This window comes from Pseudomonas sp. GV085, assembly GCF_003050925.1.
Lineage (GTDB): Bacteria > Pseudomonadota > Gammaproteobacteria > Pseudomonadales > Pseudomonadaceae > Aquipseudomonas.
This window is the reverse complement of record NZ_QAOV01000002.1, coordinates 406093-430252: the sequence shown is the minus strand read 5'-3', so window position 1 is coordinate 430252 and position 24160 is coordinate 406093. Positions and strand designations below refer to the sequence as shown.

Sequence of the window (24160 nt, the reverse complement as noted above, 5' to 3'; positions counted from 1 at the left end):
TTTAATATGGCATTGCGGTTCGAGTGCCAGTGTGCCCTCGTATCTCTTTAAGGTTAACAACGTATTGGTTCTGGTTGCTCTCGCGTTTTCCGATACTGGTCACTACAAAATCTGCATGCGGTGTAAATACTAAATCTTTTTCACTTTGCACCGAGAGTCTGGAAATTACATTCGAGGCGCTAAACCCTTTAATCGCTATTAGGAGTGGCATAGTTCCATGCATGAATTTTTCAGCAATGCTCTTTTCCTTGGTTACCGAAAGAAAGCTCTTTGAATGAAAGACGGTCCCCTCTTCCTTTGCTGAGATAAGTTTGTCCAGTCCTTCAGCTGATATGTCTTGACCGCGATAATAGGTGGTTGCTGTTGAATTGCTTTGATTGTAGAGTCGGTAGCTAATTTGTTCGGTGTTGTGCAGGTTAAAGCCGTCAGCAATAATTTCGATGAATCTTGCATTGTCCTTGCCAGCCTTTCCAGAAAACTCCTCGTCTCCAACCCGCCTTGTTAATTCACGTAGTACTTCTTTACCGTTAATGGAAATCCGGGATCCCGTTCTCATGGCGCTATTGATTGCTGTTGAACCACGATTTGTGGAATAGATGGCATTGAATTCTTTCATGTAGGTATATTCTTGCGGGGGTTTTCCAAGTTTTTTCTGGGGGACGGTGATGGCGAGATTACTCATGTGTTCGGCAACTCGCTCATCTATTGCACTCATTTCTCTTCGAACTCTTTCTATTGCTTTCGAAACGATTTTCGGGTCATGTCCATTTTCGATATATGTTTCTAACATCGCCTTGAGCGCGAACTCAGAATTTTTGGCGTAAAACTTCTCAAAGCTTTTCGATGCCATTATTTCTCGCGCCATATCTCCATGTGGTGACAACCCGTCCGGGTCATGCAGCGCAACAGGATTATTCCTAACCATCCTGTAAAAATTCAATCCATCAACCGCCCACGCCGGATCCGGATTGATCCACCGCTGCAACCCCGGCGCGTAATACCTGAACCCATAGTAATAAAGCCCTGTCGCATCCCGCTCCTTGCCTGAATAACGCACGGTCTTGTACTTGGCTTCTGTGGCCGAGCGGGCCGCGAAACAAGCCGTGCCGCCATACGGGTAATACCATTCCTGGCTGATCAGGTCGGCGTTCTGGTCCAGTTCCAGTGCGCTGGATTGCAGGTGGTCATTGAGGCTGTAACGCATCTGGTCGTTGGTGACGTTCTCCGGCTTTTGGGCAGCCCAATGCAGCACCTGCACGCTGTTGCTGCCGGCGCTGGCGGTGATCACATGAAAGATTTCCCCGGTGCCGCTGTGAGTACGGATTTCCACGCCGGGCAGGTAACGCACTTCGCTGACCAGTGTGCGTGCGTTGGTCTGGCTTGCACGCAGCTTGCGCACCCGTTGGCCGCCGCCGTCGTAGAGGTAACGTTCATAATCGTCGTTGCCGTCTGCGCGGACGACCGGGCGCACCGTGGACAGCTGATTGCGCAGGTCCCAGCCGAGCGATTGGCCGGCTTGCAACTCACACAGGTTGCCGTTGGCATCGAAACCGACGGCCAGCTCTGCTTCCGTCGGCGGCCGTCCATTACGTTCGGGCAGGCAACGGTTGCTGTATCGGGCACGGGTCAAGGTGCGGCCTTGAGGTTGGGGGCCGGCGTGCACCAGTTCCAGCAAGTTACCGCCCGCGTCGTAGTGATAGGTTTGGGTGTACTGGGCAACCTGGTTGGGGTCGATGGGCAAGGGCTGAAGGTCGGGCAGGGCGGGACCGCCATGCCCTGTCTTTGCCTCCCATCCGGTGCCTTCGATCAATTGATCGAGGGTGTCGTAACAGTAGGTCTTGATCGGTTCGATGCGCTGGTTGTTGAAGTAGCGGATCGGTTGGGCGGCATCTTCGAGGCTCAGCACATTGCCGGCTGCGTCATAACGGTACTTCAGATCCTGCAGCGGCGTGCCGTTGGCTTTGTGGGCGCTCAGGCCGATGAGGCGGCCATCCGCAGGCTCGTAGCGGTGGCGGGTGACGACGCCGTTGTCGGCGGTTTCCGACTCGATCTGGCCAGAGGCGTTGTAGCGAAGATCGCTGACCAGCGTCCGTTCTGTCTGGCCTCCACCGGCCAAGGTCAGTCGCGTGTCGCTCAATTCACCGGCGACGGTGTAGGTAAAACGCTGCTGATTACCCAGTGCATCGATTTGCTGGAACAGTTCACCGCTGGCGGCATAGTGCAGCGCGGTGATGGCGCCCTCAGTGGGCTCAAGTAACGCATCGCGGGCGGGCACGCTGTCGGGCCAGTTCACGGGATTGGTTTCGAGCAAAAAATGCCGCGTCTGTTGTAGCAGTGCGCCAGCGATGCCGAGATCATTAAGGTGCAACGTCCCCGCCGGGTCGTCGTGGCGAATCAATTGACCGCACAGATTATGCAAGGCCGCGACGGCATCGACCCCCGCATAGGTGAAGCGCTCAAGCACATGCTCGGTGACATCTTCACCACGTTCATGTACTGCCACCGGCCGCAGCAGTTCATCGAACTCAGTCAGGGAGTGGCTACCGCGCCCGTCCCAAGCCTCGACGCGTTGTCCGGCCCCGCCGTGCAACGCCACCCGCCACCCGGAATCGACGCTGTCACTCGACAACGCTACGCCGGACAAACTGAACACCTGGCTAAGGTTGGCCGGCACCGAGGCATCGTCCTGCGCCAAGGCAAACAGATACGGATCACGGCTGGCCAGCGGCCGCCCGGCGGCATCGAACCGTTGATGCGTCACCCGCGCTTCAAGCGGATCGGCCGCCTGCCGCCGATGGTATTGAATGGCCCTGATCCCCAGGCCACGGGGATCTGAAACCGCAAGAACCGGTGTGCCGTGATGCGCATGGTCCATTAACATCCGTGACGACCTCGATCAGGGTGGCGTGCCCATCACAATGCATCACCGTCAGTGCCATGGAAACTGTAAGAAATACCAGTTTTTACCAGTGCATCCGCACCCCCAGGCTGCCAATCAATCCGTTCAAATCATTGTCATCCACGTCGCTGCTGTAGTCGGCGCTGATGTACAGGCTCACCAACAGTGTCACCCTGGCGACCAGGCCCAGCCCGACAGTCGAGGAACTTGTTTGTTCGAAGGATCGTTAAAAAACTTCGAATCAGAGCGGTTTCAACCCGTACGTTACCAAAGGGTCCCCGTTGTCGGGTTTCGACCTGATTCAAAGATGCACTTCCACCGCCAACGGCAAATGGTCAGAAAGGTGCGTCCACGGCTTGTGCCCGAGTATTTTCGGCTCGTGGCTGCTGGCGTTGCGCAGGTAGACGCGATCCAGGCGCAACAAGGGAAACCGCGCGGGGTAGGTTTTGGCCGGGCGGCCATGGTGGCGTTCGAAGGCTTCGTGCAGATAATCGCGACGGGCCAGGGCGGCATTGCCCTGCAGCTGCCAGTCATTGAAGTCGCCGGCAATGATTACCGGTGCCTGGTCAGGCAGGGACTCGAGGAGTTGGCAGAGCAACTGCAACTGCAGCTGACGATGACTTTCCAGCAGGCTGAGGTGCACGCAAATGGCATGCACTTCGTTATGCCCCGGCACGTCCAGTACGCAGTGCAGCAAGCCGCGACGTTCCGGGCCGGTAATGGAAACATCGAGGTTTCGGTACTCGCGGATCGGGTATTTCGACAGCAAGGCATTGCCATGATGACCGTCGGGATAGACGGCATTGCGTCCATAGGCGAAGTCGCCCCACATGCTGTCGGCGAGAAATTCATACTGCGAGGTTTGTGGCCAATCGTTGTAGCGGGAGGAATACTGGTCGTGTTCGCCGACGACTTCTTGCAGAAACACCAGGTCTGCCGACGTACTGCGCACTGCTTCACGCAACTCTGGGAGGATGAAGCGCCGGTTGAGTGCGGTAAACCCCTTATGGGTGTTGACCGTCAGCACGCGAAGCCGATGAATCGCCGTGGGTGTGTTCAATGGCGTTGATTGGGCTACCTGCCGTTTTGAATGACTGGCCACATCCACTCCTCTGATTCAGGGCTGCTTATGTATGCGACTGATGCGTCGGCAGGCAGTTCAGTCTGATGGGTTGCGCCTTCAAATCAACACGATTTCATAAGGCAAGCGGATACGCTCGAGCAACGCCCGCGGCAGCAATGGCGCGAGGCCGATGGCCGGTTCGCCGTCGAGTTGGCTGGCGTAGGCGTGGATGGCGTGGCTCTTGCGGGCGACGGTCCAGGTATCGAGGCGCACCTTGCGCGCACGATGCCAGGGTATCAGCTCCCGGTCCCTTGCCGGCCAGTGCCAGGCCCAGAGCGGTACGTCGTTGTAGGATGCCCCTGCGTAGGCCGCGGCCCTGGCGCTGGCCCGGCCGACGGTGTCGTGGTCGACGTTGCCGTCCTCGCACCAGGTGCTGAACACCACATCACCGGGGCGCAGGTAGCGCGCGATGAATCGGGCGATCTGTTCTTCGTGTTCCACCAGGGCATTGTCGGTAAACCCGCCGCGAATCCACTTCAGGCTGTGCATCGGCAACCCGAGTCGGCGGATGGCTTCGACGCTTTCCTGGGGGCGAAATACACTGAGGCGCTTTTCCGACCACTGCCGAGAGCCCGGATGGCTGGCGCTGCCGTCGGTGATCGAGATCAATTGCAGCGGGTGGCCCAGGCTGCTGAGCAATTGCAGCAGGCCGCCGCAGGTCACGACTTCATCGCCGGGGTGCGGGGCAATGAGCACCGCGCGTGAGCCGGTGGGCACCAGGGATTGGGTGCTGATGACCGGGATGCTGTCCAGTTGCGGGGCACTGTTCCAGATGTGTGATGGCAGGCTGGCTTCGCTGACGGAAACGGATTTCATGGGGATTACGTCCTTGTTGTGTTTCGCCCTCAGTCGTGCGCGAGTCAAGCCCGGCCGACCCGTGAGGGCTGGTGGATAGCGTGGTGCGACAATCCCGACCCTGGATGGCCGCGAATCGAGTATTGCTCATGTAACGCTATTCGTCGCATCGCGAACTCAACCAATATGATTTTTCCGCTCTACGGCAGTGGCTCCGTGATTTTTCAACCTCCTCGTTACTCTTCTTCCTCATGCTGCAACTCGAACAGCAGCAACGAGCGGCCGGTGACCGAGTACTCGTGGCCAAACTCGAAGCGCTCCTGGCCGTGGACCGACGGCTGGTTGGTGTCGATCATGCACGTCCAGAAACCACCGTCAGGCACTTGCGGTAGCCGGAAATTGACGATGTCGTGATGCGCGTTGACCACCAGCATCAACGTTGCGTCGGCGCCTTTGCGGCGAATGCCGGTTTCCTGGGCGCGGCCATCGAGCAGCATGCCCAGGCAACGATTGTGCGCATCGTGCCAATGCCGGGTGGTCATGTGCGTGCCGTCCGGCGCCAGCCAGGTCACGTCCTTGACGCCGATGTCCTCGTTGTAATTACCCACCAGGAAACGCCCGCGCCGCAGGATCGGGTAGGTCAGGCGCAACTTGATCAGGCGTTTGACGAACTTGAGCAGGGCCTTGCCGTCTTCGCTGAGGTCCCAGTTGACCCAGCCGATCTCGCTGTCCTGGCAGTACGCATTGTTGTTGCCGTCCTGGGTGCGGGCGAATTCGTCGCCGGCCACCAGCATCGGCGTGCCCTGGGCCAGCAGCAGGGTGGCGAAGAAGTTGCGCATCTGCCGATGGCGCAATGCGTTGATGTCGGGATCGTCGGTGGGGCCTTCGACGCCATGGTTCCACGACAGGTTGTTGTTGCTGCCGTCCTGATTGTCTTCGTCGTTGGCCTCGTTGTGCTTGTCGTTGTACGACACCAGATCGTTGAGGGTGAAGCCGTCATGGGCGGTAACGAAGTTCACTGATGAATAGGGGCGGCGGCCACGCTGATTGAACATTTCGCCCGAAGCGGTCAGGCGGCTGGCGAAATCCGCCAGTTGCCCATCGTCGCCTTTCCAGAAGGCGCGCACGGTGTCGCGGAATTTGTCGTTCCACTCGACCCAGCCCGGCGGGAAATTGCCGACCTGATAACCACCGGGGCCGCAGTCCCAGGGTTCGGCGATCAGTTTGACCTGGCGCAACACCGGGTCCTGGCGGCAGGCCACGAGGAAACTGTGGCGTTCGTCGAAACCGTCGTGGTAACGCCCCAGAATGGTCGCCAGGTCGAAGCGGAAACCGTCCACGTGCATTTCCGAGGCCCAGTAGCGCAAGGAGTCGGTGACCATTTGCAGTACGCACGGGTGGCTCAGGTCCAGGGTGTTGCCGGTGCCGGAATCGTTGATATAGAAGCGCTTGTCATCGGGTTTGAGGCGGTAGTAGGACGCGTTGTCGATACCGCGCATGGACAGGGTCGGGCCTTGCTCGTTGCCCTCGGCGGTGTGGTTGTAGACCACGTCGAGGATCACCTCCAGATTGGCTTCGTGCAGGTGCGCGACCATTTCCTTGAATTCGGCAATCTTGCCACTGGCCAGGTAACGCGGATCGGGGGCGAAGAACGCAATGCTGTTGTAGCCCCAGTAATTGGTCATGCCCTTGTGCAGCAAATGCTGGTCGTTGACGAACGCATGGATCGGCAGCAGTTCCACGGACGACACGCCGAGCTTGCGGATGTGCTCCACCACGTCATCGACCATCAACCCGGCAAAGGTACCGCGCAGGTTTTCGGGGACGGCAGGGTGACGCATGCTGAAGCCGCGCACATGGGTTTCATAGATGATTGTCTTGTCCCACGGCACGCTGACGCGATGATCGTGGCCCCAGGTGTGCGCCGGGTCGATGACCTTGCATTTGGGCACGAAGGGCGCGCTGTCCCGTTTATCGAAGCTGAGGTCGGCGTCGGGGTGGCCGATGGTGTAGCCGAACAGCGCTTCGGACCATTTCAGCTTGCCGACCAGTTGTTTGGCGTAGGGGTCGATCAGCAGTTTGTTGGGGTTGAAGCGATGACCGTTGGCCGGATCGTAGGGGCCGTAGACGCGATAGCCGTAGATCAACCCCGGATGGGCGTCGGGCAAGTAGCCGTGGTAGATCTCGTCGGTGTATTCGGGCAGTTCGATGCGCTCGAGTTCCACCTCGCCGGTGTCGTCGAACAGGCACAGTTCAACTTTGGTGGCATGGGCGGAAAACAGGGCGAAGTTGACGCCCAGCCCATCCCAGGTGGCGCCCAGCGGGAAGGGCAGGCCTTCGCGGATTCGCGTGGCTTCGGCACGCGGGGGAGGCGCTGCGGCTTTCTTTGGGCTGGTCATAAGTGCTCCTGCAAACTCAAAACCTATGGCGACTGGCACGCCGCCATCGCGAGCAGGCTCGCTCCCACATTTATCGGGAACGGGCCGCAAACTTTTCAACGACACAGATCCCCTGTGGGAGCGAGCCTGCTCGCGATGAGGCCATAAGGCTCAATATTCATGGTGACTCTTCACAAGCCCTGTCAGGACAGTCTCAAACTGCTGGCGGTTTTCGCGCAGCCCGAGACTTTTTCTCGGCGGTCTTTTCTCCCGGCGGGATTACTTTCGACGCCGCTGCCGGCTTGGCCTTGGTTTTGGGCGCAGCGACTTTGCTCTCACCAGCCTTGCCATTGGCCGTTTTGCTGACCGGGGTTTTAATCACCGCTGCCTTGGCTGGTTTTTTGGGGGCCAGGGCTTCAGCTTCTGCCAGTTTGCGCGCCATCTCCCAGTGGCGGGCTTCCTGGCCTTCGGGTTTTCCTTCGGATTCCCAGATCTGATAGGCGAATTCGCGGATGCGTTTATCGTCGGTACTCATCGCAATGCTCCTGAACTGAACTCAAGTGTGGGTAGTTTGAATAAAGAGATTGACCGGGAAATCCCCCAGCGCGGCGCTGACCAGCAGCTCCCTGTGTTGTGTGACTGCGACGCCGGAAAAAAGTCCCTTCAGATTTTCGTCAGGGACGGTGAACGGCAATTTGACCCGGGTATCGCCCCACAGCGGCGCGTGGACCTGTGGTTCGGCACCGTTTTCCAGCAGCTCGGCACAACGTATCGGCACAATCACGATGGCGCGTTTTCCCTCCCGTTCACGGACAAAAGCCAGCACTCGATGGGCCTCGCTGCCCACCACTTCCAGGGCCTGGTAAGTGCCACGCCGAAACAGCTCGGCATGCTCGGCACGCAAACCCAGGGTGCGCGCAATCAAGGCCTGCTTGATGCGCCCGTCACGCCAGTTCAGCAACAAGTCTGACAGGTCCACCGCTTGCTGCAGTGCCTGCTGGCGGCTGGCGTAATCCACCGGGCGACGGTTGTCCGGATCGACCAGGCTGAAGTCCCAGAAATCGTTGCCCTGATACAGATCCGGCACGCCGGGTACGGTCATGCGCAGCAAGGTTTGCGCCAAACCGTTGAGTGCACCGGGCACGGCAATCGAACGGGCAGCCTTGGCCAGGGCCGTACGCAACAGCTCACCTTCGGGGCTGAGCAACAGGCGCTGGATGAAGTCCTCGCTCGCCTGCTCACAAGTGTCATTGGGCGCGCTCCAGCTGCTTTGCAGTTTGGCTTCGCGCAGGGCCTTGCGTTGCCATTGCTTCAGGCGTTTTGCGTAGTCTTCGAGCGCCAGCGGATTATCGAAACGCAATTGCAGAGGCCAACTGCCGAGGATCGTCTGGTACAGAATCAACTCATCGCCCGCCGACGGCACTTGATCGTCACTGCGCAGTGGCCGGGCGAGGGTGCGCCACAGACCGATCTGGTCGGCGTACCAGTCGCTGCGCTCGCTCAATACCGCCAGCCGTGCCCGTGAATCTTCCCCGCGCTTGTGGTCGTGGGTGGCGCTGGCCAGCAGATTGTCCGGGAAGGTGTCGAGGCGCTCGATGCAGGCTTGATGAAAGTCGGCAACCGGCGCACTGAACCGCTCGGTGTTGAACCCCACATCGTTGCGCGAGAGCAGGATCGCCGAGCGATAGAGCGCGGTGTCCTCGACCGCTTTCGCCGCGGCCGGCGAAGTCAGTTGCTGGAAACGTACGCAGGCGTGCTTGAGGCGTTTTCGCTGGCGACCGGCCGGGCGCCGCCGCCAGGGCTCACCGCCGAGCCAGCCGGCCAGGCAGTCGAGCACCGGCCAGTCTGCCTCGCCCAGGGTTTGCCGGGCACCGGCCAAGGCCTGCTGGAAAAACACCTCGTCTTGGGCTGACCGGCCAAGGGGGCTGATGTAGGTGCGGTACACCGGGAAATGCACGATCAACGCCTGTAAGGCCCGACGAATGGCCCCGAGGGTCAGGTCACGGGTCATGAGATTGTCTCGGGCCACTTGCAGCAACGCCTGGGCGACGCTTTCGCAATCCCCGGCGAGGGAGCCATTGAGGATTTGCTGACGGGCCAGTTGTGCTTCCTGGGAGAAGTCGGCGGACCGCCCGCTGTGACGCTTCCAGCGCTCGGCCAGCGCCTGCGCACCCTTGGGGTCGGTTTGCAGCAGTGACAACTGGTTCATGAATTCGTAGCCAGTGGTGCCATCCACCGACCAGTCACCAGGCAGGCTCTCGCCTTCACCGAGGATCTTTTCGACATAGATGGGCAGGTGGCGTCCCGCGGACAGGCTGTCGAGCCGACGGCGCAGTTTTCGGCAGTAGCCCCGCGGGTCGGCAAGGCCGTCGATATGGTCGATGCGCAACCCGTCGATCAGCCCTTCAGCCACCAGTTGGAAGATCTTCGCGTGGGTGGCTTCGAACACGGCGGGACGCTCGACGCGCAGCCCACCGAGGTCATTGATATCAAAGAAGCGCCGCCAGTTGATGTCATCGGCGGCGGTGCGCCAACTGGCCAGGCGGTAGCTCTGGCGCTCCAGCAGGTTGTGCAGGCGCTGGAAGCCTTCGCCGGTCACTGAGTCGTAGTTTTTCAGGTGCTGGTCAATGGCTTGGGCAATGGCCGGATCGCCGACCAGGTCGCGTAGTTCTGCTTTCAGCGGTTGCGCCAGGCTGTGGGCATCGGTCTGGTAGCTCAGGGTGCTGAAGCGATCGGCCAGGGATTTGAGTTGTTCGGCCTGTTGCGTATCGAGCGGCGCATCGACCTTGAGCAGCTCGCCGTAATCCCAGGGGCAAATGGGAAAGCGGTGTTCGTAGTACTCGACATGAAAGCTTCCGTGCCAGGCATCGAAGCGCAGGGGCAGGGTGCCGTCCTGCAACGCGACGCCATAGTCGCTGCCCAGAAACGGCAGGAGCAACTGGCCCTCCATCAACGGGTCGGGCGAGTGCCACTGGATGTCGAAAAACTCGCCGTAGGGGCTCAGGCGCCCCCACTCCAGCAAATCCAGCCACCAGGGATTATCACTGCCGCCGACCGCCATGTGGTTGGAGACGATATCGAGGATCAACCCCATGTCGTGCCCGTGCAGGGCGCCGACCAGACTGCGCAGCGCCGTCTCACCGCCCAGCTCCGGATTGACCCTTGTCGGGTCCACCACGTCATAGCCGTGCATCGACCCGGCGCGCGCGCGCAACAGTGGGGAGGCGTAGACATGGCTGATGCCGAGACGGGCGAAATACGGCACCAGTGGCACTGCATCTTCCAGCGTGAAGCCTTTATGAAATTGCAGGCGCAACGTGGCGCGCAGTGGTCGGCTTGGCACTTGAGTCATCGATCACGCTCGGCCGCCTGAAGTCGCGCACAGGCGAGCAGTTCCAGACGCCGCGCGGCATCCGCTCCATCGAGCAGGGCCTCACTGTATCCGGGCAAGCGCCGCGACCAGTTCGGGTGAGTATCGATGGTGCCCGGCAGATTGGCCTGTTGTTCCACGCCAAGGGCATCTTCCAGTGGCAGCAGCACCAACGGCGAGCGGGTATGGCCGAGGAAGCGCACGCTGGCATCGAGCACCTGGTCGGTTTCGTGGGACTCTTCGCGGAAGTTCTGCGGGTCCTGGCTCAACGCCCGGCGCAGGCCCTCACGCTCGCGCTCGCGGTGCTGGCGCCATTCGATTTCAGTGCTGGCATCGATCATGCCGAGCCGGGCGTTCCAGTCGATATCGCGGCCATGCCACCAGCCGTTGAGGGTGGGCAGGTCATGGGTGCTGGTGGTCGCCAGGGCGTTGTCCGGCCAATCGAGGATCGGCTTGAAGTGCGTGTTGTCCTGTTCGAACAGCAACACCCGCATGCCGAGTATCGAACGTGCGATGAGTTTTTCCCGCAGGCCGTCCGGCACGGTACCGAGGTCTTCACCGAGGACGATGGCCTGGTGACGATGGGATTCCAGGGTCAGCAGACGCAGCAGATCGTCCACCGGGTAATACAGGTAGGCGCCGTCGGCCGGCGGCGAGCCGTTGGGGATCACCCACAAACGCTGCAGCCCCATGACGTGATCGATGCGCAGGCCACCGCAATGGGCGAAATTGGCCCGCAGCATTTCGATGAAGGCACGGAAACCATTGCGTACCAGGCCTTCGGGGGAGAACGCGGAAATCCCCCAGCCCTGGCCGCTGCGGTTGAGAATGTCCGGCGGCGCCCCGACGGTGAGGGCGGCGAGCAGTTCGTCCTGGCGGCTCCAGGCCTGGCTGCCGCCGCCATCGGCACCGACGGCGAGGTCGGCAATCAGGCCGATGCTCATGCCGCTGGCGCGGGCGGCGGTTTGCGCGCGCTCCAGGCAGCGCGTGATCAGCCACTGGCAGAAGGCGAAGAAGCCGATGCGCCCGGCATTTTCTTCGGCGAATGCCGCCAGTTCGGCGCTGCGCGGGTTGCGCCAGGGTTCGGGCCACAGCCGCCAGTCGAGGTGTTCACCGCGGGCGGCGCGCGCCTCCTGGATGGCTTCGAAGCGACAGTGGTTTTCCAGCGCTTCGCCCGCGGCGTGGCGAAAACTGCTGAAGTCTTCGTGCAACGGATGTTCACCCTGGACGAAGCCTTCGTACAGCGACTGCAGCAGCCGATACTTGGCTTCGGCGGCGGCCGGCCAGTCAATCAGCGGACGTTCTTCCAGCGCCTTGAGTTCAATGGCCAGGCCGGTTGCATCGATGGCGGTACGCAGGGCGCGTTCGCCGAGAATGGTGCCGGGGGCACAGTAAAGGCTATTGAGAAACAAACGGCTGGACGGCGAATACGGGCTATAGCGTTGGGTGTCACTGGAAAACATCGCATGCAACGGGCTGATCGCCAGCGCCTCGGCGCCACGCTCGCCGGCCACCCGGGCGAGGTCTTCCAGCGCCTGAGTGTCACCAAACCCGCCATCGCCGGGGCGGCGCAATCCGTACAACTGCACGCTCAGGCCCCAGGCACGAGGAATGGGGTTATCCACGGCGTCGGCCACGCTGTAACAACGGGACGGGGCCACCGCCAGAGTGAAAGTTTGTCCGTCGATGCTGACCTGTTGATAGCCGACCGGTACCAGCCCCGGCAGCACCGCGTTGGCGTCCAGTTTCAGGTTGAGCCGCGAACCGTCTTCGAGGTGGATTTCGCAAGGGGTCTGGGGCTCGAAATAACGCGCCAGGTCCAGGCCCATCCCCACATCGGCGGTGATCAATGGCGGCAAGTGATGGGTCTGTTGCGCCGTTTGCAATTCCAGCAGGCTGGCGTCGATTTCCTGGGCACTGCCGGCCGGGTGGCCAAGGCCGCTCAGCACGTTGCGCAACACTGAAGGCGCGACTTTTTGCGGGCGACCGTTGGCGTCGATCCAGTCGACCGCGAGGCCGGCACGGCTGGCCAGGATTTCCAGTTGCGCATCACTCATGGACGCTCTCCATACGGGGGTAGCAAAGGGGCTGCGGCGGCGAGGCTGACGAGCGCGCAATACGGGGCAAGGGTGCCTTGGTCCAGAAGGCCGGCGCTCTCTGGCGGGTATTCGAACAACCGCGCGGCACCGGTCTGTGAGGTGTGGCCTACGGGCCTGTCGCTGAGGTTCAGGTCAATGCGCAGTTGGCTGCCATCGCCCAATCGCCAGGCTGCACTGACCGCGCCTTCGCCCAGCACGTCGGCGCCCAGTGCCTGGGTGCCCGGCAAGTGCGGGACGATGAGCCGGTGCCGGATCTGCAACAGTCGGCAGTACAGGTCGTGCATCTCGCTGTGGCCGATCGAGGGCAGGACAGGGCGGGACGCTGCAAATGTCTGCGGATCGTTCGGGTCCGGAATGTGTTCGCGTTGACGCGGGTCCGCAAACGCGCTGAACGCCGCGAACTCGTTGCGCCGGCCATCGCGTACCTGTATTGCCAATTCACCGTGATGGCTGGTGAAAAACAGGAAGGGTTGTTCGACGGCAAACTCGTCACCCATGAACAGCAATGGAATCATCGGCGACAGCAGCAGCAACACCGTGGCGGCCCGCAGCGCTTGCGGGTGGGCAAGTTGATGCAGGCGCTCGCCGAACGCCCGATTGCCGATCTGGTCATGGTTCTGCAAAAACAGGATGAAGGCGTTGGGCGGCAAATGCCCGCTGGGCTCACCGCGCGCCACACCATGGCGGTTGAGATGGCCCTGGAATACGAAACCCTGGCTCAGGCAGCGCGCCAGTTGTTCGGTGGGGTTTTGCGCGTAGTCGGCGTAATAGGCGTCGGTTTCGCCGGTCAGCAATACGTGCAGGGCGTTGTGGCCGTCATCATTCCATTGCGCGTCGTAACCCTGTTCGAGCAGGCTGGCCTGGTTGTGTTCGTTCTCGACCATCAGCCAGACATGCCGCGCCGGTCCCGTCTGCTGGCGCACCCGTCGCGCCAGTTCCTGAAGAAAATCCGGGTCTTCGATGGCGTGCACCGCGTCCAGGCGCAATCCGTCGAATCGGTATTCCAGCAGCCACATCAAGGCGTTTTCGATGAAGAAGTCCCGTACTTCGCGACGGCGCAAGTCGATGGCTGCGCCCCAGGGCGTGTGTCGGTCTTCGCGAAAGAAAGCACTGGCATAACGATGCAGGTAATTGCCATCCGGGCCGAAGTGGTTGTAGACCACGTCGAGAATCACCGCCAGACCGTGGCCGTGGGCGGTGTCGATCAAGTGCTTGAGCTGCTCGGGTGAGCCGTATGACGCCTGGGGCGCGTAGGGCAGGACGCCGTCATAGCCCCAATTGCGCTCACCGGGAAACTGCGCGATGGGCATCAGTTCGATCGCGGTGACACCCAGTTCGACCAGGCGTGCCAGATGCTGCTCGACGGCAGTGAAGCCGCCGAGCGCACCGACGTGCAACTCATATATCACCGCTTCGTTCCACGGTCGTCCCAGCCAGGTACTGTGTTGCCACGCATAGGCCAACGGATCGACCACCACGCTGGGCTGGTCAATGCCGCCGGCCTGAGCGCGGGAGGCGGGGTCGGGCACTTCCAGTTCGCCGTCGATGCTGTAGCGGTAACGCGTGCCTGCCGGGCATCGGGTGTTGCTCACGAACCAGCCGTCGGCCTGGGGCAGCAACGGCAAGGACTGTCCATTTTCCAGTTCGACACTGACGTAGAACGCATCTGGCGCCCACAACGCAAATCGCGTGTGCTCTGCGTCCAGCATGATTGCGCCGTGAGGCCAGGTCTCAAGGGTCCTTAACGGCATCTTGAAAGCCTCTTACTGTTTGTTCGATTTCCCCAACGCTTTCGCCACAAGCCGTTCATAGAGTTCGGCGTAGGGTTCGACCGCCTTGCACCAGTTGAACGGCGCGGCCATGGCCCGGCAGCGCATGGCGTGCAGCAGGTCGGGAAAGGCGAAAACCTTGAATGCGCGACTCAGGGCTTCCTGATAGCTCTGCACCGTGGATTCATCGAACAGGAAACCGGTCACGCCGTTCTCGATGGTGTCGGCCAGGCCACCGGTATTGCGTGCCACCGGTAACGAGCCGAAGCGCTGGGCGTACATCTGGCTCAGGCCGCACGGCTCGTAACGCGACGGCATCAGCAGGAAGTCGCTGCCGGCGAACATGCGCCGGGCGTCGGTTTCGTTGAAGCCGATGCGCACGCCGATCTGCCCGGGGAAACGCAGGGCCAGTTCACGCATGGCCTGTTCTTCTTCCGGCTCGCCGCGACCGATGATCGCGATCTGTCCGCCGTTTTTGACGATGTATTCAGAGACCGCCTCGGTGAGGTCCAGGCCTTTCTGATAAACCAGCCGCGAGACCACTGCAAACAGTGGGCCTTCGGAATGTTCCAGGCCGAACAGCTCGCGGACATGAGCAGCGTTCACGGCCTTGCCCTCCCAGTCGCCGATGCTGAACGGGCAGAACAGGTGCGGATCGGTCGCCGCATCCCAGCTTTCATCGATGCCGTTGGGAATCCCGCTGAGCAGGCCTTGCTGGGTCTTGGCGGCGAGAAAACCGTCGAGACCGCAGCCGAAATCCGGGGTGGTGATTTCCTGGGCGTAGGTCGCGCTGACCGTGGTGATGTGGCTCGAATAGGCCATGCCGGCCTTGAGGAACGACATCTTGCCGTAGAACTCCATGCCTTCTTGCTGCAGCGCGTGATGGGGGATGCCCAATTCGGGGCACGAACCCAGGCTGGTCACGCCCTGGTACGCCAGGTTGTGGATGGTGAACAGGGTGGGCGTGCGCTGTCCACGCCAGTGCATATAAGCAGGGGCCAGACCGGCCGGCCAGTCATGGGCGTGCACCAGGTCCGGGCACCAGTGGATTTGCGCGAGGTTGGCGGCAATATCGGCCGCCGCCAGGCCCAGGCGGGCGAAACGGATATGGTTGTCCGGCCAGTCGCGGCCGTTGTTGGCGCCGTAGGGCGAACCTTCGCGCTCGTAGAGTTCGGGGCAGATCAGTACGTATATGACCAAACCGTCGGGCATGTCCATGCGCCCGATCTTGCACGGTGGCAACGCAGCATGACCGCCAAGCTCACCGATGATATGGATGGGGTTCTCGCTGTGCAGCACCTGCGGGTAACCCGGGATCAACACCCGCACATCGTGCAGATGGGCCATGGCCCGCGGCAGCGCCGCGGAAACGTCGCCCAGGCCGCCGGTTTTCACCAGGTCGGCGATTTCCGAGGTGACGAACAAGACTTTTTTACGGTTCGGATTCCGGTTGGCTACCGGGGTCAGCGTCCGGGTGCCAGGAACGCTGACGGGTTGGGTGTTTGCGGCAGTTACGGCGCTCGACTCACCAACCTGATGAGCACGCTCTCCCTGTATTTCCATAGCCGTACTGGTCATATGAATCTCCCGTGTTGTTGATCTAATTCTTAGGTCTGGCAAACGGTGTTCCATGGCCAATTTCCGTGGCCGGGCGCAAACGCGCTACGCATCGGTGAGCAAGCGCTGCCCAATGCGCTGAAGCAGAATGGGTGAATGAGCCACTGCAAAGATTGCACCAGTCGCAACGCACCGTCTTTTCAGAGGACCGATCGGGATTGGAAAAAGTTTCGACTATTTTTCCACTTTGTGACCGGTCGGTTTCGTCTCGAGAAAATGAGTCTAGGCCAGAACTTAGAGCGGTGAAGGCCGGATGGCAAAATTGTTCGACAATCGGTTTGTAGCGGTACGGACGTGCCTGGTCGAGGTGCAAATGCCCCGACGAAGTGCATGTTTTTTTGCGTTTTGGCCGCAAAAAGTCACGGGGCCGTCACATAAATGTGCGCTACGTTTTGGTGGTGGTGCACTGTTAAGGTGCAGTCTGGCCAGTCCCGCATTTGGCCGAACCACTGCCTTACTGCCCACCTTGGTGCCTTGTTATAGTTCGGGCCTCATTTTTGCCCGCAAAAGGATCACTGGCATGTCTCGGTACAGCGCGTTCAACGTCGAACTGGTCGATAAAATCGCCCATGTGCAGATCAACCGCCCGGAGAAGATCAACTCGATGAACGCTGCGTTCTGGAGCGAGATCGTCGAGATCTTCCAGTGGATCGACGACACCGATGAAGTGCGCGTGGTGATTCTCAGCGGCGCAGGCAAGCATTTCTCCTCGGGTATCGACCTGATGATGCTGGCGGGCGTGGCCAATGAACTGGGCAAGGACGTCGGACGCAATGCGCGCCTGTTGCGGCGCAAGATCCTCACCCTGCAAGCGTCGTTCAATGCCGTCGATAACTGCCGCAAACCGGTGCTTGCGGCGATTCAGGGTTACTGCCTGGGTGGCGCCATCGACCTGATTGCCGCGTGCGACATGCGTTATGCCGCCGAGGACGCACAGTTTTCGATCAAGGAAATCGACATCGGCATGGCCGCCGACGTCGGCACGTTGCAACGCTTGCCGCGGATCATCGGTGACGGCATGCTGCGCGAACTGGCTTACACTGGTCGCACGTTTGGCGCCGACGAGGCGCGGAGCATGGGCCTGGTCAATCGCGTCTACAGCGACAACGCCAGCCTGCTCGACGGCGTCATGGGCATTGCCCGCGAAATCGCCGGCAAGTCGCCGATCGCTGTCACCGGCACCAAAGAGATGATCGGCTACATGCGCGACCATCGCATCGATGACGGCCTCGAATACATCGCTACCTGGAACGCCGCCATGCTGCAATCCACCGATCTGCGCGTGGCCATGGCCGCCCATATGAGCAAACAGAAACCCGAATTTCTGGATTGATTAACCATGATTCCTCGCTGGACCACTGCAGTACTGGACACCGACCAACCCGGCGGCTGGGCTGTCGCGCGCAGCCCCGAAGGTTTTCTGTTCGATGACAATGGCGCGCTGTTTGCGCGCGAATGGCTCAAGCGCCAGGATTTGCCGATTCTCGCCGAGCATGGCATCGGTCATCTCGATGGCGAGCCGGTCTATCTGCTGGAGCTGCGCAGTCAAAGCGAAGTGCCGGGCTGCAACTGGAAAGGCCTGCGGGCGTTCATGCTGGAGGGTGATCACACGCTCTACAAGGTGCTTGGTTACGCAGCGCAGATCGGTACCTGGGCCCGTGAACATCGCTTTTGCGGTAACTGCGGCCAGGCCATGACTCAGGTGCCGCGCGAACGGGCAATGTATTGCCAGCCGTGCGAACTGCGCAGCTATCCACGGATTTCACCGAGCATGATCGTGCTGGTGACCCGCGGCGACGAGATTCTGCTGGGGCGTTCGCCGCGCTTTGTGCCGGGTGTCTACAGCACCCTGGCCGGGTTTGCCGAGCCGGGCGAATCGGCCGAGGACTGCCTGATTCGCGAAGTTCGCGAAGAGGTGAGCATCGAGGTCAGGAACATCCAGTACATGGGCAGCCAGTGCTGGCCGTTCCCGCACTCGATGATGCTCGGCTTTCATGCCGAATACGCCGGCGGCGAGATCGTCTGTCAGGAAGACGAGATCGAGGACGCCCAGTGGTTCAACGTGCACGAGCTGCCGCCGTTGCCGGCGTCACGCTCGATTGCCCGTTACCTGATCGACCTCTATGTGGCGCGGCGTTTAGGCCACGCTGAACCAGTGCTGCCAGGCTAGGCGCACGGTCAGGCCCAGCACCACGGTGATGAACACCGGGCGAATGAATTTCGCACCGCCGCTGATGGCGGTGCGGGCGCCGAAGAAGGCGCCGACCATCAACGACGAGCCCATGCACAGGCCAATGATCCAGTCCACCTGACCGGAAAAGATGAAGATCGACAGCGCTGCCGCGTTGCTGACGAAGTTCATGCTGCGCGCCACACCGCTGGCTTTCACCAGGTCGATGGGGTAGAGCAGCAGGCTGCTCACGGTCCAGAACGCGCCCGTGCCGGGACCGGCCACGCCGTCATAGAAGCCGAGGCTGAAGCCTTGGGTCGACTGCCACTTTTTCTTGATCGGTGCATCGCTGTCCACTGGCGCTTTCGGCGTGCCGCCAAACAAAAGATATACGCCACAGGCGAAGACGATCACCGGCAGCATTTTGTTCAGCCATTCCGCCGGCAGGTAATGCGCGACCACGGCACCGGTCAGCGCGCCGACCAGGGTGCCGATGATGGCGTGCATCCATTGCGCGGGATGGAACAGCTTGCGGCGGTAGAAGGTGAAACTGGCAACCGCCGAACCGAAGGTCGAGCTGAGCTTGTTGGTGCCCAGCACCAGGTGCGGCGGCAGGCCGGCAGTCAGCAAAGCCGGAGTGGTCAACAGACCACCGCCACCGGCGATGGCGTCGATGAAACCGGCAACAAAAGCGACAAGGGCCAGGATGGCCAGGGTGGAGAGGTCAACGCTGAGTTCGAAAGGCATGGGATCGGCTTATTCGGCGGGTGCAGGAAGGACTGCGGGGAAGGGGCGACATCTTACCCACCCGAACAACACAAAACCAATGTAGGAGCGAGCCTGCTCGCGATGGCGTCATCACATTCAACATTCATGTTGACTGGTAGATCGCTATCGCGAGCAGGCTCGCTCCTACAGTTTGATCAGTGTTTACAGGTCAAGATCCGACAGGCCCGGATGATCGTCAGGACGACGCCCCAGCGGCCAGTGAAACTTGCGCTCGCTTTCCTTGATCGGCAAGTCGTTGATGCAAGCGAAGCGGCGGGCCATCAGGCCGTCCTCGTTGAACTCCCAGTTTTCGTTGCCGTAGGAGCGGAACCAGTTGCCCGAGTCGTCGTGCCATTCATAGGCGTAACGCACCGCAATGCGGTTGCCGGTAAAGGCCCAGAGTTCCTTGATCAGCCGATAATCCAGCTCCTTGGCCCATTTGCGGGTCAGGAAAGCTTTGGCCTCTTCGCGGTTGTGGGCGAACTCGGCGCGATTGCGCCATTGAGTGTCCAGGGTGTAGGCCAGGGACACGCGCTCGGGGTCGCGGGAGTTCCAGCCGTCTTCAGCCAGGCGAATTTTTTCAATGGCCGATTCACGGGTGAAAGGGGGTAATGGCGGACGAACTTCGGCATTAGACATTTCAAGTCTCCGTATCAAGTTAAAGTTCAAACATCGGGTCGAGCTCGGTCAAGTTGCTACAGGTCCAACAACTTTCGCGCCATGCATTGCGCATTATCGGCGGCACTGTGATCGCCCATTACAAGCGCCACGGTAATGGCACCATCGATCAGGATCAGCAGTTGTCTGGCCAGCATCTGCGGATCCTCGGCGCCATATTCGGTACACAGCTCGCACACGTAGTCGAGCAGCTTCTGTTTATGCTCTTTGGCGACCAGGCGCACCGGGTCTTGCGGGTCGCCGGTCTCGCCACTGGTGTTGATGAAGGCGCAACCGCGGAAGCCATCGGAAGCGAACCACGATTTGAGTACGGTAAACAGGTTGAGCAGTCGCTCGGCCGGGGTTTGTGCCCGGCCGACTTCGCCTCTGTACCAGCGCATCCAGCGCTGGTCGCGGCGTTGCAGGGCGGCTACAACCAGATCGTCCTTGTTGGCGAAGTAGCGGTAAATGCTCTTTCTGGAGACGCCGGCGGTTTTCACCAGAAGATCCATGCCAGTGGTGGCAATGCCACTTTTGTAGATCAGCTTTTCGGTGACATCCAGAATGATGTTGCGTGTGTCATTGCTAGTGTTTTCGTTCATGTCGCTGACAGTAGAACGATCGTTCTCCTTGGTCAATCGATGTTTTTGTAGCGCCTGATAAATGGTCTTCGCGAGCAGGCTCGCTCCCACATTGAAATGCATTCTTCTGTGGGAGCGAGCCTGCTCGCGAAGGGGATATTACAGACAGTAACAAGACCCGAACCTTTGCATGGTGTAAGCTCTGGGGCTCTTCGGATTCGACCCATTTGCGAGCCCTATGCCGTTGCTTTTCAAACGTTCCCTGCTGCCCAAACTGCGCAGTTTTCCGCTGACGGCCGATGCCGTCGGCATCCTCTCTGGTGCTGCCGAATTCCGTCGTTGCCTGCTGGAGAAAATCGCCAGCGCGACCCGGCGCATCTACATCGTTGCGCTGTACCTGCAACAGGATGAAGCCGGCCAGGAAATTCTCGATGCCTTGCACGCGGCCAAGCTGGCGCGTCCGGAACTGGACGTAGTGGTGGTCGTCGACTGGCTGCGAGCACAGCGCGGCCTGATCGGTGCCGGCAAGCAACCGGGCAACTCCGCCTGGTATCAGGAAATGACCCGCACCCATGCCAGCGAGGTGCCGATCTACGGCGTCCCGGTACAAACCCGCGAACTGTTCGGCGTGTTGCACCTCAAAGGCTTCGTGATCGATGACTGCGTGATCTACAGCGGCGCGAGCCTGAACAACGTCTATCTGCACAAGTTCGACAAGTACCGCTACGACCGCTATCACCTGCTGCACAATCGTGATCTGGCCGATTCGATGCAGCACCTGGTGCAGCACGGCCTGGTGGCTTCCAAGGCGGTGCACCGCCTCGACCTGCCGAACCTGCCAACCACCCGCAGCCTGCGCCATGACATCGGCGACCTGCGCAGCCGTCTCAAGCACGCGGCGTACGACACTTCGCGGGGCACCACCGACAGGAGCGGTTTGTCGGTCAGCCCCTTGCTCGGCGTCGGCAAGAACAATCCGCTGAACCGGGTGATCTGCGAACTGATCGCCAGCGCCCAGCAGCAACTGACCATTTGCACACCGTACTTCAACCTGCCGCTAGCGATCATCCGCGAGATCAACCGCGCGCTGGCCCGTGGGGTGAAGATCGACATTGTGGTCGGCGACAAGACGGCCAACGATTTCTACATTCCGCCGAGCGAACCGTTCCGGGTTATTTCAGCGCTGCCGTACCTGTACGAAATCAGCTTGCGCCGGTTTGCCAAACGGCATCAGCGCGACATCGACAGCGGCCAGTTGAACCTGCACCTGTGGCGTGATGGCGACAACACCTATCACCTCAAGGGCATGTGGATCGACCGGCGCTATACCTTGCTGACCGGCAACAACCTCAACCCGCGGGCGTTTCGACTCGATCTGGAAAACGCCTTGTTGATCGATGATCCCCATGGCGAACTGCTGGAGCCGCGTCGCCAAGAGCTTACTGCGATCTTCCAGCACACCTCGCGTATCGAGCATTTCCAGAACCTGGAAACCCTCGCCGAGTACCCGGCGGGTGTGGCCAGGTTCCTCAAGCGCGTGAGTCGTGTGCGGATCGAGCGCTTGCTCTATCGCATCTTGTGAATCTGCGCGGGCTTCAGAAAAGCAATCGTCGGATCGCCGCCCGGAGCAAGCTCGCTCCCACAAAATCAGCGTCGAAACACAGTGCTGTGATCGACGCAAAACCCTTGTAGGAGCTGGCTTGCCAGCGAAGGCGGCTGTGCAGGCGACATCGCTGTTGAATGTGCCGGCCACTTCGCTGGCAAGCCAGCTCCCACAAGGGACACTCGCCGGGCGGGTGGTTTCGGCTAATATGCCCCCCACTCGAACAAGAACAGGGCTTGCCGCGATCCATGTCGGAAAAAGACACCATCTCCATTCAACTGGTGCGTGAAGCACTGTTGCAAAGCTGCGCGCCGGGAATCGCCACGGACGAGGTGTTGATCAAGGTTGGCATCGACCCGCTGCTGTTGGGCAACACCGGCGCCCGCGTTCCGGCCACGGCTTATGCGCGCCTGTGGCGGCTGCTGGCACGGCGCGGGGACGATGAGTTTTTTGGCATGGACCCACGCAAACTTAAATCCGGCAGCTTTGCCTTCCTGTGTCGCAGCGCTATGCTCCAGCCCAACGTCGCGGCGGGATTGTCCAGCGGCCTGGCGTTTCTGTCGTTGATGCTCGAAGGCTTGCCGGCACAGCTGGTGCGCCAGCAGAGCCTGGCGGAAATCGTCCTGCTGGAGGACGACAAGGAACCGCGCCGGGCCTTCACCTATTTCACGTACTGGATGATCGTGCATGGCGTGGCCTGCTGGCTGGCAGGGCGGCGGATCCCAATCCTGGCCATCGAACTGCGCTGTGCGAAACCGCACTTCTGCGATGACTATCAGGTGATGTTTTCCGAGAACCTGCGTTTCGACCGTCCGCGCACGCGGATGATTTTCTCCGCCGATTGCCTGGATTTGCCAATCAAGCGCAGCCCTGAAGAACTCACGCGATTCCTGGCCCATGCGCCGGCGAACATTCTGGTCAAGTACCGCGATCCGCAGAGCCTGGCCAGTCGCATCAAACACGATCTACGCCATCTGCCGGCCGAACACTGGCCGGAAACCGAAGTCCTGGCGCAGCGCCTGTGCATGTCGGCATCAACCCTGCGCCGCCGACTGGCCGAAGAAGGGCAAACCTATCAAGGTCTCAAGGACGGCGTGCGCAAGGAACTGGCGATTGTGTGGCTGGCCGAGCCCGCGATCAGCTTCAGCGAAATCGCCACGCGGCTGGGGTTCGCAGACGTCAGTTCATTCTACAAGGCGTTTCGCAAGTGGTCGGGATCGAATCCTGGGCATTACCGTAGCCTGATTCTCAATGACGCCGAGTGAATTCAGCGGCGCGACCACCATTCTTCACCGGTGATTTCCCAGACTTCCAACGGGAAGATCCCGCCGACAAAGCGGCCTTCATCCGTACGAATCAAGCGCATGCCTGTGCGTTCGGAGAGTCTGCGCGAGCTGATGTTCGGTGTCGCTTTTGGCACCCGCAGCACGGTGCGCCCCAACGCGTTGAACCAGTGCTCGGTGACCGCGGCGCTGGCTTCTGTCATCAGTCCCTGACCCTGCCACTTCGGACCGAGCCAGAATCCACGATTGTTGTCCTGTTCATTCATCAGGCTGATGCTGCCGATCAATTGCTCCGGCGCCGATTTCAGACGGATCGACCAATGCCATTGCTCACCACGGGCGACGGCTGGCAGGGCATTGTCACGCAGGTACGTCAACGCACCATCGGCCGGATAGGGCCAGGGCACCAAAGCGTTGAGGTAACGCACTACCTCCCAGTGGGGGAACTGTTGCTGGATGGCATCGGCGTCGGCCAGCTCCAGCGGGCGCAGGATCAGGCGCTCGGTGTAGAGCGTGGGGGTGGTTTCCATGGTGGGTGCTGCTCCTTGAGTCAGGCTTTAACGGCTGCCAGTAGTCGATCCCGGTAGTTTGAGTGTGCCACTGTCCACGAAACGCATTGTGTTGAACACCCCACCCGAGAGCTTGCCGTGCAGGATGTAGGGCATGTTGTTAAGCGACTTCATCCGGCTGATGCCATAGGTCTGGCGGATCACCGAAAGTGCCGAAACGCTGACCGGCACGCTCACGACGGTGTCGGAAAAACGCCCGATCGAGCCACTCTCATCGGTGACGCCAGAGGCGAAGGGTTGGCCGTTGATGTCCAGGTCCAGCGCAACGCCGCTGTAGACGAGGGTGGTGTCATTGGGGTTCTGCACGCGGATTTTCACGGTAAAGCGCACTTCCATGCCCTCGCCTTGCAGGGGCTCGATGCCCACGACGTTGACTTTCAACGGGTCTCGATTGGGCAGTGAGGAACAGGCGCTCAGGCAGAGCAGGAGGGAAATCAGGACCGCGTGAACGCTGCGCATGGTCGTGCTCTCATCTGAAA

18 protein-coding genes and 1 pseudogene are annotated in these 24160 nt (G+C 60.7%); 4 read left to right on the top strand and 15 right to left on the bottom strand.

Features of this window, described 5'->3' with window-relative positions; genetic code table 11:
* Nucleotide 1 precedes the first annotated feature (1 nt).
* From C8K63_RS05815 to glgA, 10 genes and pseudogenes are all read right to left on the bottom strand, one after another.
* Nucleotides 2-2875, bottom strand: a complete 2874-nt coding sequence (locus C8K63_RS05815; protein WP_256594901.1) for an RHS repeat domain-containing protein — start codon at nt 2873-2875, stop codon at nt 2-4.
* An 88-nt stretch (nt 2876-2963) separates the two neighbouring features.
* A pseudogene (locus C8K63_RS05810) lies at nt 2964-3101 on the bottom strand (autotransporter outer membrane beta-barrel domain-containing protein); the annotation flags it as partial.
* Between the two features lie 99 nt (nt 3102-3200).
* Complete coding sequence (locus tag C8K63_RS05805) at nt 3201-4001, bottom strand: endonuclease/exonuclease/phosphatase family protein (protein WP_108215820.1); 801 nt, start codon at nt 3999-4001, stop codon at nt 3201-3203.
* Nucleotides 4002-4079: 78 nt separating this feature from the next.
* Entirely contained in the window at nt 4080-4838 is a 759-nt protein-coding gene (locus C8K63_RS05800; protein WP_108215819.1) for a PIG-L deacetylase family protein, read from the bottom strand.
* Nucleotides 4839-5053: 215 nt separating this feature from the next.
* Complete coding sequence (glgX, locus tag C8K63_RS05795; RefSeq protein WP_108215818.1) at nt 5054-7216, bottom strand: glycogen debranching protein GlgX; 2163 nt, start codon at nt 7214-7216, stop codon at nt 5054-5056.
* 193 nt (nt 7217-7409) lie between these two features.
* Entirely contained in the window at nt 7410-7730 is a 321-nt protein-coding gene (locus C8K63_RS05790; protein WP_108215817.1) for a DUF2934 domain-containing protein, read from the bottom strand.
* A gap of 21 nt (nt 7731-7751) precedes the next feature.
* Complete coding sequence (locus tag C8K63_RS05785) at nt 7752-10547, bottom strand: malto-oligosyltrehalose synthase (protein ID WP_108215816.1); 2796 nt, start codon at nt 10545-10547, stop codon at nt 7752-7754.
* The gene (malQ, locus tag C8K63_RS05780; RefSeq protein ID WP_108215815.1) at nt 10544-12622 is read right to left on the bottom strand and encodes a 4-alpha-glucanotransferase; all 2079 of its coding nucleotides are present in this window, start codon (nt 12620-12622) and stop codon (nt 10544-10546) included. The genes C8K63_RS05785 and malQ overlap by 4 nt, the downstream gene beginning before the upstream one ends.
* The gene (gene treZ, locus C8K63_RS05775; protein WP_108215814.1) at nt 12619-14415 is read right to left on the bottom strand and encodes a malto-oligosyltrehalose trehalohydrolase; all 1797 of its coding nucleotides are present in this window, start codon (nt 14413-14415) and stop codon (nt 12619-12621) included. The genes malQ and treZ overlap by 4 nt, the downstream gene beginning before the upstream one ends.
* 12 nt (nt 14416-14427) lie before the next feature.
* Complete coding sequence (gene glgA, locus C8K63_RS05770) at nt 14428-16011, bottom strand: glycogen synthase GlgA (RefSeq protein ID WP_108215813.1); 1584 nt, start codon at nt 16009-16011, stop codon at nt 14428-14430.
* Nucleotides 16012-16570: 559 nt separating this feature from the next.
* On the opposite strand from glgA, the gene C8K63_RS05765 reads away from it, so the two are divergent.
* On the top strand, nt 16571-17383 hold the full coding sequence (locus C8K63_RS05765; RefSeq protein ID WP_108215812.1) for a crotonase/enoyl-CoA hydratase family protein: 813 nt from the start codon (nt 16571-16573) through the stop codon (nt 17381-17383).
* 6 nt (nt 17384-17389) lie between these two features.
* Nucleotides 17390-18220, top strand: a complete 831-nt coding sequence (nudC, locus tag C8K63_RS05760) for an NAD(+) diphosphatase (RefSeq protein ID WP_108215811.1) — start codon at nt 17390-17392, stop codon at nt 18218-18220.
* Here nudC and C8K63_RS05755 read toward each other — a convergent pair.
* The 3 genes from C8K63_RS05755 to C8K63_RS05745 form a co-directional block, all read right to left on the bottom strand.
* Nucleotides 18188-18967 (bottom strand): TSUP family transporter, encoded by a 780-nt coding sequence (locus C8K63_RS05755; RefSeq protein WP_108215810.1) that lies wholly within the window; start codon nt 18965-18967, stop codon nt 18188-18190. The genes nudC and C8K63_RS05755 overlap by 33 nt on opposite strands.
* A gap of 183 nt (nt 18968-19150) precedes the next feature.
* Entirely contained in the window at nt 19151-19627 is a 477-nt protein-coding gene (locus tag C8K63_RS05750; protein WP_108215809.1) for a nuclear transport factor 2 family protein, read from the bottom strand.
* Nucleotides 19628-19683: 56 nt separating this feature from the next.
* A complete protein-coding gene (locus tag C8K63_RS05745; protein WP_108216084.1) occupies nt 19684-20247 on the bottom strand; it encodes a TetR/AcrR family transcriptional regulator in 564 nt (187 codons plus the stop codon).
* Nucleotides 20248-20464: 217 nt separating this feature from the next.
* Here C8K63_RS05745 and pssA point away from each other — a divergent pair, with 217 nt between their 5' ends.
* Both pssA and C8K63_RS05730 read left to right on the top strand, forming a co-directional pair.
* Nucleotides 20465-21808 carry a CDP-diacylglycerol--serine O-phosphatidyltransferase gene (gene pssA / locus C8K63_RS05740; RefSeq protein WP_108215808.1) on the top strand — a complete coding sequence of 448 codons (1344 nt, stop codon included), beginning with the start codon at nt 20465-20467 and terminating at the stop codon, nt 21806-21808.
* 269 nt (nt 21809-22077) lie between these two features.
* Nucleotides 22078-23094: an AraC family transcriptional regulator gene (locus tag C8K63_RS05730; RefSeq protein ID WP_108215807.1), complete on the top strand. Its 1017-nt coding sequence runs from the start codon at nt 22078-22080 to the stop codon at nt 23092-23094.
* Nucleotides 23095-23096: 2 nt separating this feature from the next.
* On the opposite strand, the gene C8K63_RS05725 is transcribed toward C8K63_RS05730, so the two are convergent.
* A complete protein-coding gene (locus C8K63_RS05725) occupies nt 23097-23642 on the bottom strand; it encodes a GNAT family N-acetyltransferase (protein WP_108215806.1) in 546 nt (181 codons plus the stop codon).
* Nucleotides 23643-23669: 27 nt separating this feature from the next.
* Complete coding sequence (locus C8K63_RS05720; RefSeq protein ID WP_108215805.1) at nt 23670-24140, bottom strand: LEA type 2 family protein; 471 nt, start codon at nt 24138-24140, stop codon at nt 23670-23672.
* Between the last annotated feature and the right edge of the window lie 20 nt (nt 24141-24160).